Annotated in this window: 10 protein-coding genes; 9 read left to right on the top strand and 1 reads right to left on the bottom strand. The window is 65.3% G+C overall.

The window, feature by feature from the left end:
• Positions 1 to 33 precede the first annotated feature (33 nt).
• The 4 genes from I6L39_RS19825 to I6L39_RS19810 all read left to right on the top strand — a co-directional run bounded on the left by I6L39_RS19825 (position 34) and on the right by I6L39_RS19810 (position 7,206).
• Entirely contained in the window at positions 34 to 1,749 is a 1,716-nt protein-coding gene (locus tag I6L39_RS19825) for a PglL family O-oligosaccharyltransferase (protein WP_216990605.1), read from the top strand.
• Positions 1,750 to 1,921: 172 nt separating this feature from the next.
• Entirely contained in the window at positions 1,922 to 2,371 is a 450-nt protein-coding gene (locus tag I6L39_RS19820) for a glycine zipper 2TM domain-containing protein (RefSeq protein ID WP_216990604.1), read from the top strand.
• A gap of 136 nt (positions 2,372 to 2,507) precedes the next feature.
• Complete coding sequence (locus tag I6L39_RS19815; RefSeq protein ID WP_216990603.1) at positions 2,508 to 3,161, top strand: YceH family protein; 654 nt, start codon at positions 2,508 to 2,510, stop codon at positions 3,159 to 3,161.
• Between the two features lie 187 nt (positions 3,162 to 3,348).
• Positions 3,349 to 7,206 carry a DEAD/DEAH box helicase gene (locus tag I6L39_RS19810; protein ID WP_216990602.1) on the top strand — a complete coding sequence of 1,286 codons (3,858 nt, stop codon included), beginning with the start codon at positions 3,349 to 3,351 and terminating at the stop codon, positions 7,204 to 7,206.
• Positions 7,207 to 7,279: 73 nt separating this feature from the next.
• Here the strand turns inward: I6L39_RS19810 and I6L39_RS19805 are convergent, their stop codons facing one another.
• Positions 7,280 to 8,173 (bottom strand): DNA replication terminus site-binding protein, encoded by an 894-nt coding sequence (locus I6L39_RS19805; RefSeq protein ID WP_042076693.1) that lies wholly within the window; start codon positions 8,171 to 8,173, stop codon positions 7,280 to 7,282.
• A 509-nt stretch (positions 8,174 to 8,682) separates the two neighbouring features.
• Between I6L39_RS19805 and I6L39_RS19800 the strand changes: the two genes are divergently transcribed.
• The 5 genes from I6L39_RS19800 to I6L39_RS19780 all read left to right on the top strand — a co-directional run bounded on the left by I6L39_RS19800 (position 8,683) and on the right by I6L39_RS19780 (position 13,722).
• Positions 8,683 to 8,892: a DUF1127 domain-containing protein gene (locus I6L39_RS19800; RefSeq protein ID WP_042076692.1), complete on the top strand. Its 210-nt coding sequence runs from the start codon at positions 8,683 to 8,685 to the stop codon at positions 8,890 to 8,892.
• Between the two features lie 261 nt (positions 8,893 to 9,153).
• Complete coding sequence (gene astE, locus I6L39_RS19795; protein WP_042076690.1) at positions 9,154 to 10,179, top strand: succinylglutamate desuccinylase; 1,026 nt, start codon at positions 9,154 to 9,156, stop codon at positions 10,177 to 10,179.
• Between the two features lie 271 nt (positions 10,180 to 10,450).
• Entirely contained in the window at positions 10,451 to 11,548 is a 1,098-nt protein-coding gene (gene pdhA / locus I6L39_RS19790) for a pyruvate dehydrogenase (acetyl-transferring) E1 component subunit alpha (RefSeq protein ID WP_216990601.1), read from the top strand.
• Positions 11,541 to 12,527 (top strand): alpha-ketoacid dehydrogenase subunit beta, encoded by a 987-nt coding sequence (locus I6L39_RS19785; protein WP_128295953.1) that lies wholly within the window; start codon positions 11,541 to 11,543, stop codon positions 12,525 to 12,527. The genes pdhA and I6L39_RS19785 overlap by 8 nt, the downstream gene beginning before the upstream one ends.
• Before the next feature lie 94 nt (positions 12,528 to 12,621).
• The gene (locus I6L39_RS19780; RefSeq protein WP_209793047.1) at positions 12,622 to 13,722 is read left to right on the top strand and encodes a dihydrolipoamide acetyltransferase family protein; all 1,101 of its coding nucleotides are present in this window, start codon (positions 12,622 to 12,624) and stop codon (positions 13,720 to 13,722) included.
• Positions 13,723 to 13,890 lie beyond the last annotated feature (168 nt).

Raw genomic sequence — 13,890 nt, 5'->3', positions numbered from 1 at the left:
GTTATGAACATGAATGCATGGAGGTCAGGGAAGATGACGTCAACAGCAAGGGCCTTTGGGGTGATCAGCGTGCTGTACTGGCTGCTGGGCATGCATTTCTTTATGCACAACCCCGGCGGGGCCGGGCTCTACCTGCCGTTCAACGCCTGGGGCTGGATCTTCGCGAGCCTGGTGATGGCCCTGGGGCTGTGGCAGGTCACCCTCAACCAGCGGCTGATGGTTTCGCCGCTGCTGACGGCCCTGTGGCTTGGCGGCTTGCTGCTGTTGCTGCCCATGGCCTATCCCGGCTTCGAGCTCAAGGATTACGCCATTCCCCGGCTGCTGGGGCTGTTTGCCGGCCTGTTGTTCCTCGCCAGCCTCTACCAGTGGCGGCTGGATCGTGGCGCACGCGACCGGCTGCTCTATCTGCTGCTGGGTGCCGTCGCCATAGAGGCGCTGCTCGGCCTGGTGCAGTACTACCTGCTGGTGCCGGGCAACTGGCTGGGCTATGACACCAAGGTTAACCGCCCCTACGGCATCTTCCAGCAACCCAACGTGATGGCGAGTTTTATGGCGACCGGCTTGTCGCTGGCCATCTGGCTGGAGCTGCGGGGCCATGGGCGCCCCTGGCTCAGGGGGCTGCGCTATGGGGTGATCCTGGCAACGTCCCTGCTGCTGGTGGTGGTGCAATCCAGGGTGGGGCAACTCGGCGGGGTGCTGGCCTTGCTGCTGCTCGTGCCCCGGTTGCACCGTGAGCGGTTGCTGGGCCGGGTGCTGGGTCTGGTGGCCCTGGGGGTTGCGCTCGGGCTGGCCTCCCAGTACGGGATGGCGGGGGCAAAACGGGGACTGGAGATATACCAGTCCGGCGGCATGCGTTCCATCTACTGGCCCTATGCTGCCAGGCTCATCGCCGAGGCACCCTGGAGCGGCTGGGGCTACGGCAGCTTCGAGTCCGTTTTTCTTCAGCACTACATGGCCGACAAGGCGCTGAACCCCGCCATGGTGCAGATCGAATACAACCTGGACCACCCCCACAACGAGTTTCTCTACTGGGCGGTGGAGGGGGGGCTGGCCCCCATGCTCGGCATGGTGCTGATGGGGGGCGCCCTGCTGTGGCGGCTGGGTCGTGCTGGCATCGTCAGAGGGGGGGCCTTGCTGGCCATGGTCACGCCCATCCTGCTGCATATCCAGACCGAATATCCCTTCTACCACGCCATTGCCCAGTGGTGGGCGCTGCTGTTGCTCATCCATGTGGTGGATGCGGAAGTGGAGGAGGAGGGGCTGGCCGGCCACGCCAACTGGCGGGAGCATGTCTGTCGCCCCTGGCTCTTGCTGCGCTTCGCGGCCATCGCCATTCCCCTCATAGTCGTGCCCTTTATGCTGACGGCCCTGCACACCGCCTGGGTGGTGACCAAGTATGAGCGGGGCGGTTACAAGCAGCCGGCGCTTCTGCTCGACATCGTCAATCCCATGGCCTGGCTGACCCGGGTGGAGTTTGACGTGAACGCGGTGCGGCTGATGGTGGGCCTGCAGAGCAACAACAAGGGAGAGCTGGAGGCCTATCTCGACTGGGGACAGGGGTTCGTGCGCCATACCCCCAGGGCCAATATTTACGCCAACATGGTGATCGCCCTCAATGCCCTGGGGAGGCGTGAGGAGGCCGATCGCCTGCGGGCCGAGGCCCTGGTGCTTTATCCAGGTGAGCCCTTGCTCACCGGCTCGGCGGCGAGATCCGTTGCCGCGACCCTGGAGCGCAAGCCCTCTTCATAGTCCGGAGTGACAGCCCTCGGTGTCTTTCCATCACGGCCGCCTCGCGGCCGTGATCATTTCCACCTCGGGCAAGCTGGCAGTCAGCTTTGGTGGTGTAGTCTCCCCGGGGGGATGGCGTGGCCCAAGGCGGGGTCGGCGTCATCGGGTCTTGGTCGTCACCGGAGTCGACATCGTGAAGAAGAGTGCATTCATTGTCATCAGCCTGCTCGCCCTGACGGGGTCGCCCGCTGTCGCGGGCACCAGCGCCCAGGTGGAATACGGCACGGTACAGGAGAGCCGCCTCCTCACCCAGGAGGCGCCCCGGCAGGGAACTACCCGGCCCCTTCGCACCATAGGGGCGGCCGCGCTGGGAGCTGCCGTCGGCAGCCAGTTTGGCGGTGGCTCCGGCCAGACCGTCGCCACCACAGTGGGGGCCGTCGCGGGGGCCGAAGTCTCCCGCCGCCGCCAGGCTAACCAGCAGAGCGAGCAGGGCCGGCAGACGGTCGAGCTGCTGATCAAGACGGAGGCGGGCAAACTGCTCAACGTCGTGCAGGAGCAGGATCCCGCACTCACCTTCGCCAAGGGGGACAGGGTGCGCATCCTGACCACGGGAGCGGACACCCGGGTCGACAAGTCTGTATAGCCACGTCGGGGCAGGAGCTGTACAAGGTTGCACCAAGGGGGTCATCGGCTCGCAAAAACGGGCTTGAGTGCTGGACGGCGGGAGCGTCTTGGCTAAGATAACCGTCTTAACGTCTTGTTTGGCAAGGGAGTATGACATGGAGATAGTACTAGGCCCATTAGAGGCGCGCGTGATCGGCTGCCTGATAGAGAAAGAGATCTGCACGCCGGATCAGTACCCTCTCTCGCTCAATGCGCTGGTCAACGCCTGCAACCAGAAGAGCAACCGCGAGCCCGTGCTGGAGCTCGCCGAGCTGGACATCCGCGCCGTGATCGACGAGCTGATCCGCCGCCGCCTGGTGGTCAATACCGCCGGTTTCAACGCCCGGGTGCCGCGCTATCAGCACCGCTTCTGCAACACCGAATTTGGCGAGCTCAAGTTCACGGCCCAGGAGCTCGGCATTGTCTGCGAACTCTTGCTGCGCGGCCCGCAGACCCCGGGTGAACTGCGCTCGCGCACCAATCGCCTGTGCAGTTTCGACGACGTGACCGAGGTGGATGCCGTGCTGGCCGGCCTCGTCGAGCGGGGGCCCTATGTGGTCAAGCTGCCCCGGGAGCCGGGCAAGCGGGAGTCCCGCTACGCCCACCTGTTCGGCGGGGAGATAGACCTGGAGGCCCTGGCACAGAGCTCACCGGTAGTCAGCCACGCCTCTCCTGCCGCCGATCGCCTGAGCCAGCTGGAAGAGGAAGTCGAACGCCTCAAGTCGCAGTTGCAGGCGCTGGAATCCCGCCTGGCACGGCTCGAAGGCTGAGGGTGACTCCTGGCTCAATCAAGAGGCGCTGCGGCGCCTTTTTTTATGGCGCCGGCAGCCTGAGCCCTGGCCGTGGCGGTGCCTCCAGATCCCTGCGCCGCTTTTTTTGTGCTAATTCGCGCTTAAGGGTCGAGCCGCCGCCGCTTTCCCGTTAAAATTCCGCCTTTGCATCTGCCCGTGAGTTCCGATGTCAGCCTTCACCCTCTCTTCGGATTGCCATGCCCTGCTCTGCGAGCTGCAACTGCAGCGCGCCGCCAGCACCCGTTACCTGCAAGACACGCTGCATGGGCAGCATTCGCTGACCGACACCCTGAACCGGCTGGAGCGGCTCGGGCTGATCCGCCAGCGCACGGAGCAGCAGTGGAGCCTGACGGCGGAGGGGACCCTGACCCTGATCCTGGCGGTACGCTCGGGGGCTTGCCCCATGCCGGACTGGCGCCGGGTGCCCTCGGTCACGGGGCAGGAGGTGGCACAAGGGGTGGTGCGCGAGCTCTGCCTGGGGGAGGCGGGGCAGATCCCGGCCTATTACCAGAGCGCGGAGCTCCTGAGCCTGCTGGATCTGCCCGACGCCCATCGCCTGCTGCCTGGCTCCAGCCCCGCCTGGCAAACCCTGCTGCTCGAACACTTCGCCCTGCAGACCCTGCTGGATGCCGAGCCGGAGGCGAGCTGGCCGCTGGCGTCCCTGGTCACCCCTTGCGCCCCTGCACTGGCGGCGCGGGTCGAGGCGCTGGCCACCGAGTGGGAGTGGCTCTGTGGACCGCTGACCGGCGAGGTGACCACTCACTGGCCGTCGCTGCAACAACTGGCTGCGCGGGAGGATGAACAGACCCTGGCCGAACGGCTCCAGAGGGCGCTTGGGCAGTGGCAGGTGCAGGAGGGGGCCGGGTCCTGGCCCAGGATGTTCAGCGCCCTGCTCTGGCTCGGCTGGTTGCAGCAGGCGGATCCCGTGCAGGGGAGCGAACAGCGCAAGAAGTGGCAGCGCAGCCTGGGCAATGGCTCCCCCCTGCTGGCGGATCTGCTGGGACAGTGGGCGGGCGATCGCCACGGTCAGGCGGTGGGGCTGTTCGATACCCTGCAACTGCCGCTGGAGGAGCTGCACTGGGGCTATCTCTGGCTCGATCTCTGCGCCCTGGCCCGCCACGGCGAACAGAGTCCCCAGGTGACCATATTGCACAAGTGGGATCTCTCCCACCTGCAGGAGGCCGAGCCGCGCCACCGTCTGATGGCCTTCTGCCAGGATCTGTTGCGGCTCTTGCTGGGGCAGGGGGCGGTGCGTGCCCCGCTGCATTCGCTGCGCGCCTCCCCCCTGGATGAGGACGAGGAGGGGGCACAGGACGAGGAGGGCAAGGCGCCCGCCTCGGCGAGCTGGCTCAACTGGTTGCAGGGGCTGGGGCGCTCGAGCGGTGTGCGCAAGCCTCAGGAGCGGCTGGTATGGCTGCTCCACGCCGAGGGGCCCGAGCTCGAGTGCAAGATCCAGAAGCAGAGCACCAAGGGGGAGTGGACCGCCGGGCGCCGGGTCGATCCGGCCCTGCTCTCCACCCAGTACGCCAACCTGCTGGACGAGGCGGACTGGGCGCTGGTGCGCACCCTGCAGCGCAATATGGGCAAGCTGCCGCGAGAGGCCTGGCGCCCCCTGGCGGACCACCCCCGCCTGTTCAATGCCAAGGGGCAGAAGCTGCAACTGGCCATCAGCGCCCCCTTGCTGCAGATAGTCGCGGCCGAGCCCGACGAACAGCACCCGGATGGGCGGCAGATGCGCGCCGTGCTGAGCCCGGCCGCCGCGGCCCGTGGCGCGCACATCGTGCCCCTGGCCCAGGATCTGTGGCAGCTCATTCTGACTCCGCAGGCGCTGCTCGACAGGCTGCCGGCCCTGGAGGCTATCCCTGCGTTGCCGCCCGCCGGGCTCGACGAGCTCCAGCGCACCCTGGATGCCATCCCGGATCTTCCCTGGCACAGCCAGGTGGCGGGGCTCAAGGGCAACGCCGAGCTGGCCCCCTGGCCCGGCATCCCCTCGGTCCAGCTGGATTGGCAGGAGGGCCAGCTGGTGGTCCAACTGGTGACCCGGGAGGGGGATCTGCCCCCCTTGCCCCTTGGCAAGGGGGAGGCCATGGTGCGCCAGGGGATCCGGGAGTACCACTACTGGCAGCGGGATCTGGCCGCCGAGAAGGCCGAGGCCCAGCGCCTGCGCAACCAGTTGCCCATCGGCCTGCCGGGCAACGAGTGGAAGCTGGATGGCGAGCAGGCGCTGACCCTGGTCAACGCCCTGCCCGAGCTGGTGGATGCCGGCGTGGTGGTGCACTGGCACCAGGACAGCGCCCGCCTCAAGAGCCTCGACGAGGCGGCCTTGAGCCTGCGCATCGAGCGGCGCCAGGACTGGTTCCAGGTGGAGGGGGCGCTGGCGCTGGACGAGCACCAGATCCTCGATCTTCGCCTTATCCTGCGCCAGCTGACCCCGGGGCAGCGCACCGTCCAGCTCGACGAGAAGACCAGCCTGATGCTGAGCGACAAGCTGGTGGAGCGTCTCACCATGCTGGGGGCCATGCTGGACACCGAGCAGCGCATCAACAACAAGCTGGCCTATCCCCTGGCCCGCCTGTTGTCGGCGGTGACCACCGCCGGGGATGACGCCTGGTACGACTTGCAGCAGGAGTGGCAGCAGGAGGTGGAGTGTGCCCCCGAGCTGTTGACGGCGCTGCGGGACTATCAGAAGGAGGGGGTGCGCTGGATGGCGACCCTGGCCCACCATGGCTTTGGCGCCTGTCTCGCCGACGACATGGGCCTTGGCAAGACGTTGCAGGCGCTCATGGTGCTGCGCATGCGCCAGCACCTCGGCCCCGCCCTGGTGGTGGTGCCCAAGTCCGTGGTCACCAACTGGCAGGAGGAGGTGGCTCGGTTCGCCCCCGAGCTGGAGGTGGTGGTGTTCGAGCACCCCGCCGAGCGGGCGACCCTGATCCAGGAGGCCAGGGCCGGGCAGATCATCCTGGTGAACTACGGCATGCTCGGCAGCCTCTCCCAGGCGCTCAAGTCCCGTCACTGGGCGAGCATGGTGCTGGACGAGGCGCAGCAGATCAAGAATGCCGGCACCCAGCGTGCCAAACTGCTGTTCCAGCTCGACGGGGATTTTCGCCTGGCCCTCTCCGGCACCCCCATCGAGAACCACCTCGGCGAGCTGTGGAGCCTGTTCACCTTCATCAACCCGGGCCTGCTCGGCAGCCTCGGCGAGTTCAAGCGCCGCTTCGGCAAGGCGGTGAAGGATCCCCGCCACATGGCGATGCTGCGGGCGGTGATCAGCCCCTTCATCCTGCGCCGCCTCAAGCAGCAGGTGTTGACCGAGCTGCCGGACAAGACCGAGATCATCCACCACATCAGCCTCTCCCCCGAGGAGCGCCAGCTCTACGAGGCGACAAGGCGCGAGGTGGTGCAGCAGGTGCAGAGCGCCGATGGCCGCGCCCTGATGCACGTGCTGAGCGGCCTGACCCGGCTGCGGCGCCTCTGCTGCTCGCCCCAGCTGGTGATGCCGGAGTGGTCCCAGACCAGCAGCAAGCTGGACGAGGCCATGAACCTGCTGGAGGAGGCCATCGACGGCGGCCACCGGGTGCTGGTGTTCAGCCAGTTCGTCGATCTCCTGAGCCTGCTGCGCGCGCGCATCGCGCAGAAGCAGTGGGACTACTGCTATCTGGACGGCGGCTGCTCCGCCAAGTCCCGTCAGGAGTCCATCCTGCGTTTTCGCCACGAAGCGGTGCCCCTGTTCCTCATCAGTCTCAAGGCGGGGGGCACGGGTCTCAACCTGACCCAGGCCGATACCGTGCTGCACCTGGACCCCTGGTGGAACCCGGCGGTGGAGGATCAGGCGAGCGATCGGGCCCACCGCATGGGCCAGACCCAGCCGGTGACCGTCTATCGGCTGGTGTGCGAGCAGACGGTGGAGGAGAAGATAGTGGCCCTGCACGACGAGAAGCGGGCCCTGGCCGATGGCCTCCTGAGCGGCCAGTCCGAGGTGAAGGGGCTGGACGTGGAGAGCCTGAGAGCGCTGCTGATGAGCTGACAGCCTGTGCGGGTGAGCGAGACAAGGGGAGCATCTGGGATGCTCCCCTTGTCGTTGGGGCCGTGCGGGCGAGCTACCCCTGATAGAGGTAGAGGTGCAGCCGCTCGATGATGGGCTCGCCGCCAATCTTGCGATCCCGGCGCGCCTGACGCAGCTTGGGCGGGTAGTGGCCCAGGTGGGTGACGCTGGGCGAGGTATCGGAGCAGAGCAGCAACGGCAGGCTCGCCTTGAGTTGCTGCTTGCGCGGCTCCCTGTCCTGCCAGAGCAGGTTGATCATGGGGTGGGTCTTGACCGGCCGGCGGATGCGCAGCTGGGCATCCGCCGGCAGGCGGCGAATGTCGTACACCTCCTGATCCACCATCTTGCTCCACTCCTCGTTGTCCGACAGGGCCGGGATGTAGCGACGGCTGCGCTCCAGCATCTCCAGCACCTGCTCACGGCTGAGGCGGCTGATGCTCTGCTTGTCGGCCCAGGTGAAACCGAGGGAGTGGAGCGCCCCCTGAAGCCAGGTCAGCTTGCGATAGACCTGCAGGGTGATGACGCCGGGCAGGGCGCCGTGCACCAGCTCGAACTTCTCGTCCCGTCCGCCGGCGGCCTGCACCAGGGCCTTGAAGGCGAGCTTGTGGCCGTTGATCTCCTCGATCAGGGGGGCCAGATCAGCGGCACAGGCGGCGGGGAAGCGCAGCCAGCCCGGCAGGCGATGAGTCGCCTTGGTGGAGCAGCCGGGGCGGGCGCTGTGATCCTGAAAGGCCGCCAGGGTCGCGGCCAGCGCCGCGTCGCCCTGCAGATGGCCGACTTCGATGGCCTCGATGGGCTCGTGCTCTTCCCCCTGCGCCACGGCGGGGAGGGGATAGACATGGGCCTCCTGCAAGTCGAGCCGGGCGAGCCGACTGGCGAGGCGGGCCAGGGCCTCTTCCAGCAGGGCCATCTGTTGGCGCAGGGCGGCGGCGGGGGTAAAGGTGTCCATCGGCAGATCCTGTGTGTCGCCTGTCCGGCATTGAGGGGAAAGGCAGCATGACTGACTACTGTATAAATAACCATACCAGCATGTCGACAGGGTGCCAAGTGTCCCTTTCTGCCCCTGATCGGGGTCGCCTCGCGGTGCGTGGCGAAGGCGTTGCCTTGCTGCATCGTTCTGTTAAATAACGATCTTTAATGAAACTTTCGGTTAACAATTGGTGGTGAGACCGGGCTGGCCGGCTTTGGGTCCGGCGCCGGTCCGTGCATAGCTAACGTAGGAAACTGCATAGTTAGAAACCCGTGATGCAGGAGAAAATGCTGTCGGGTTGCACGGGGGAAAGTTGCCCTGACATTTATGATAAAAATCATATGGTTATGTTTTTATGGCTGGGGAGAATAGCCATTACTTTTACTAATGTCATGTATCAAAATTCGTCAATTGAGGCACCTCACCGGGCTGACTAAGCTTTGCGCAAGAAAATACGAACCCAGTGCAGAACTTAGAGGAGCCACACCATGGCCAACATGACCTATACCGAAGCCGGTTACCAGCACTCCAGCGACTCGAACCTGGTTGCTCGCGCCAAGATGACCGTCCTGACCTGGCTGGAACGCAGCCGCAGCCGTCGCCAGCTCTCCGAGCTGCCCGCCTACCTGCTCAAGGACATCGGTCTGAACGAAGCCGATCGCTATCAAGAGACCACCAAGCCGTTCTGGCGTGGTTGATCAGCCGGGCACGGATGCCTCGTTTCTCTCGCTGATCCCCGGGGCCTGATGCCCCTCGTGAAGAGCCGCCCTTTCCCCTTGCCGTCTGCCGTCGTTTTTCCTCCCCCGTATTGCTCTCGCGTCCCCTGGTGTTGAATGACTTGTCATCAACCATCGCCAATTTTGTGTCGTTACTGTTTGAATTTGTTTAAAAATTGATTTTAAGCCCGCTCGCCTTGCGTATAATCCGGCCATGGTATTCCAGACAAGAGGGTGAGACGGATGATTCCCCAGCATGACTTTTTGGCCCTGACGCGTCGCCACGAGTGGCAGCTCGATCCCTTCGACTTCGACCTGCCCGACGGCACCAGGGTGAGCGTGTGGGACACCGGCGTGATCTGCCTGGAGCCCGCCCACGGGGCGGAAGATAGGCCGGGCGGGCGCAAGGACATAGTGCTCTCCTGCGGCATCCACGGCAACGAGACCGCCCCCATCGAGATCTGCAACCAGTTGCTGAGCCGCTTGCTCGGGGGAGAACTCAGGGCCCGTCACCGGGTGCTGTTTCTGTTTGGCAACCCCGCCGCCATGAACCAGGGTGTGCGGGAGGTGGAAGAGAACATGAACCGGCTCTTCTCCGGTGCCCACAGCAGGGGGGAGGGGCTGTGCAACCGGGAGCGCATTCGCGCCATGCGCCTGGAGCAGTATGTGAGCCGCTTCTTCGCCGATCCCGCCAGGCCCCGCTATCACTACGATCTGCACACCGCCATCCGCGGCTCGCGCCACGAGAAGTTTGCCGTCTATCCCTTCCCCCACGAGCGCCCCCACTGCAAGGAGCAGGTCCGCTTCCTCGGTGCCTGCGGCGTGCGCACCATACTGCTCTCGAGCGGCCCGACCACCACCTTCAGCTATTACAGTTCGCACCAGCACGGGGCCCATGCCTTCACGGTGGAGCTGGGCAAGGTGCGCCCCTTCGGCGAGAACGACATGACCCGCTTCATCGAGGTGCGCCAGGCGTTGCAGGAGCTGGTGACCCAGGATGAGGTGTTGCTCGAGCCCTGGCGGGCGGATGATTTCACCCTCTTCGCCATCGATCGGGTGATCAACAAGCAGTCGGAGCAGTTCCGTTTCCTGTTTGCCAGCGATGTGGACAATTTCACCGAATTTCCCCAGGGTTTTGTGCTGGCCGAAGACGGGGATCGGCAATACAGGGTAGAGAAACCGCGGGAGGCGGTGGTCTTCCCCAACGCCAACGTGGCCATCGGCCAGCGCACCATGCTGCTGGTGGTGCCGACCCGGCTGTGGGAGTGATCCCGGTCCGCCCGTGCTGGCAGGATCTGCCTCCCTGGCGGCCCGCAGCGCCATTGTGATGGGAGGAGCGATCCCGAACTCGCCGTGACAGGGAGCCTGAATGGGCTCCCTTTTTCGTTTCTGCTCGCCGAAGATCTCAGTGTCTTTCTTAAATTAAAGAAGTTTCTACTGGTCTTACCTGAGTGAATCCCATTGCCCTGCACTTAACATGTTGTTTACATTTTAGGGGTCACCTCATGGTGGTGACGCTGACAACGGCAAGGAGCCAGTTATGACCCATGTCGACATCCCCTTCCTTCGTTACCTCGATGAGGAGGGGCGCCCGGTCGCGACACTGCCGACCTGGCTGGACAAGGCGATACTGCACACCTTCTACCGCAACATGGTGATGGTGCGCAGCTACGACAAGAAAGCGATTGCACTGCAGCGAACCGGCAAGCTCGGCACCTTTCCCTCCCACCTGGGGGCGGAAGCGGTCGGGATAGGGGTCGGTCTCGCCATGCAGCCGGAGGATGTCTACGTGCCCTACTACAGGGACATGCCCACTCTCTACGTGCGGGGCGTGCCCATGGAGCAGAACCTGCAGTACTGGGGCGGGGATGAACGGGGCAGCGTCTTTTACAAGGCAGATGGCGAACTTTCCGAAGATCTGCCCATCTGCGTGCCCATCGCGACCCAGATCACCCATGCCGCCGGCATCGCGGCCGCCTTCAAGCTGCGCAATCAGCCCAGGGTCGCCGTGGTCACCATAGGGGATGGCGGCACCTCCAAGGGGGACTTCCTCGAGGGGCTCAACTGCGCCGGCGTCTGGCATCTCCCCATGGTGATGATCATCAACAACAACCAGTGGGCCATCTCGGTGCCGCGCAAGCTGCAGTCGAGCGCCCCGACCCTGGCCCAGAAGGGGATTGGGGCCGGCGTGCGCAGCCTCCAGGTGGACGGCAACGACGTGGTGGCCGTCTTTGATGCGACCCGCACCGCCGTCGAACGGGCTCGCAGCGGCAAGGGACCGACCCTGATCGAGGCCGTCAGCTACCGGCTCGGGGATCACACCACCGCCGACGACGCAACCCGTTATCGGGACTCCGCCGAGGTGGAGGCCGCCTGGGCCAGGGAGCCCGTCAAGCGGCTGCGCCAGTTCATGGCCGGGCAGGGCTGGTGGGACGAGGCGCAGGAGCAGGCGCTGCTGGCGGAGGCGAGCCGCGAAGTCGAGCGCGCCGTGGCCGCCTATGAGGGCCTGATGCCGCAGGCGCCGGAGACCCTGCTCGACTACCAGTTTGCCGAGCTGCCGAAGGATTACCGCGCACAGCGCCGGCGCATCATCGCCAAGGGTATGCAGCAGCACGGCGGGGAGGCTCACCATGAGTGAAATAACGCTGCTCGAAGCCATCAATCTGGCGCTGCACCACGAGATGGAGCACGACCCCGACGTGGTGGTGCTGGGCGAGGACGTGGGGGTCAACGGCGGGGTGTTCCGTGCCACCGTGGGCCTGCGCGACAAGTTCGGTTTCAAGCGGGTGATAGACACCCCGCTCGCCGAGGGGCTGATCGCCGGGGTGGCGGTGGGCATGGCGACCCAGGGGCTCAAGCCCGTCGCCGAATTCCAGTTCCAGGGATTCATCTTCCCCGGCATGGAGCAGATCGTCTGCCAGGCGGCGCGCATGCGCAACCGCACCCGGGGGCGGCTCTCCTGCCCCATCGTCTACCGCTCGCCCTATGGGGCCGGCATCCACTCCCCCGAGCACCACAGCGAGAGCGTGGAGGCACTGTTTGCCCATATCCCGGGGCTGCGGGTGGTGATCCCCTCCAGCCCGAGGCGGGCCTACGGCCTGCTGCTGTCGGCCATCCGCGACCCTGATCCGGTGATGTTCTTCGAGCCGGATCGCATCTATCGCTCCATGAAGTCGGAGGTGGTGGATGACGGGGTCGGCCTGCCGCTGGATGTCTGCTTCACCCTGAGACCGGGTCGGGATCTGACCGTGGTCGCCTGGGGGGCCTGTATCCAGGAGGTGATGCGGGCCGCCACCCTGCTGGCGGAGCAGGACATCCAGTGCGAGGTGCTGGATCTGGCCACCATCAAGCCGCTGGACATGGAGACCATACTGGCCTCGGTGCGCAAGACCGGGCGCCTGCTGGTGGTGCACGAGGCCTGTGGCAGCTTCGGGGTGGGCGCCGAGATAGTGGCGCGGGTCACCGAGGAGGCGCTCACCGCCCTCAAGGCCCCGCCCAGACGCCTCACCGGGGTGGATGTTGCCGTGCCCTACTATCGCAACGAGGAGTACTACCTCATCACCGAGCAGGAGATCGCCGATGCGGCTCGCCAGCTGATGGAGAACAAATGGCTATGACCTTTTTCACAGGTTGGCGCGCTGGCGCCCCGGCAAGCAAGAGCCATGAGATCTTTCAACCTTTGGTGATGTTCCTGCGGATGGAGAACGGGTCATGAAATTTTTCAAATTACCGGATCTGGGCGAAGGGTTGGCCGAAGCCGAGATCGTCGAATGGAAGGTACGCGCCGGTGAGACCGTGAGCGTCGATCAGGTGCTGTTGTCGGTGGAAACCGCGAAGGCGCTGGTGGATGTGCCCTCGCCGGTGGCCGGGGTGATCGCCCGGCTGTGCGGTCAGGAGGGGGACATACTCCACATCGGCGCCCCCCTGGTGGAATTCGAGGGCGGTGAGGACGATGGCACCGTGGTGGGCAAGGTGAGTGCCCATCAGCAGCACATCGAGGATCACTTCGTGGTGGGGGCCATGGCGCCCGGTGGCACCCTGGTGCAGGCCATGCCCGCCGTGCGCCTGCTGGCGCAAAAACTCGGCCTCGACATCGACAGGATCCAGGGCAGCGGCAGCGCCGGCATGGTGACCGAGCAGGATGTGCAGAGCGCCTTCGAGGCGATGCAGGGGAGCGGCAACGAGTTCCTCAAGGGGTCGCGGCGGGCCATGGCCAAGGCGATGGAGCACTCCCACAGGACTGTGGTGCCGGTCAGCATCACGGACGAGGTGGACTTGCGCCACTGGCGGTCCGACGAAGACGTGACGGTGCGCCTCATCAAGGCGATCGGCGTCGCCTGCCGGGCCGAGCCCTCCATGAATGCCTGGTTTGACGGGGAGACCCTGTCGCGGCGGCTGTTCAGCGAGGTCAACGTGGCCATTGCGGTCGACTCCAAACACGGGCTCTATGTGCCCGTGATGGAGAACGTGGCCGAGCGGGATAGGGCGGACATCCGCCAGGGGCTGGATCGGATGATCGCCGACGTGAAGGCCCGTGCGGTACCGCGGGAGATGCTGCAGGGGGCGACGATCACCCTCACCAACTTCGGTGCCATCGCGGGCCGTTACGCCAGCCCCATCGTCACGCCGCCCCAGGTGGCCATCATAGGGGCGGGCAAGCTGTTCGAGAAGGTGGTGTTCGTTCACGGGGAGGCGCGTCCGGTCAGGGCGCTGCCGCTGTCGATGACGTTCGACCACAGGGCCTGCACCGGTGGCGAGGCCGCGCGCTTCCTCAAGGCTCTGGTTCAGGCGCTGGAATCCGCGGAGGTGTAAGCGTTTGTACCCTGCCGCTGGCGGGGTACAAATTTGTTTGCGTAATCGACAAAGGCACGTATAATCTCAACCAGCTTGAAAGGGCGATAGTTATGTCAATGAATATGATGTTTTGCATCTTTTCCTGTTGTTCATAAGTAATCCCGTTTTTTGAGCTTTATCCGCTGA

The organism is Aeromonas sp. FDAARGOS 1409 (assembly GCF_019048705.1).
GTDB lineage: Bacteria > Pseudomonadota > Gammaproteobacteria > Enterobacterales > Aeromonadaceae > Aeromonas > Aeromonas sanarellii.
The sequence above is the reverse complement of the archived record's forward strand: the minus strand, read 5'-3'. Positions and strand labels throughout refer to the sequence as shown.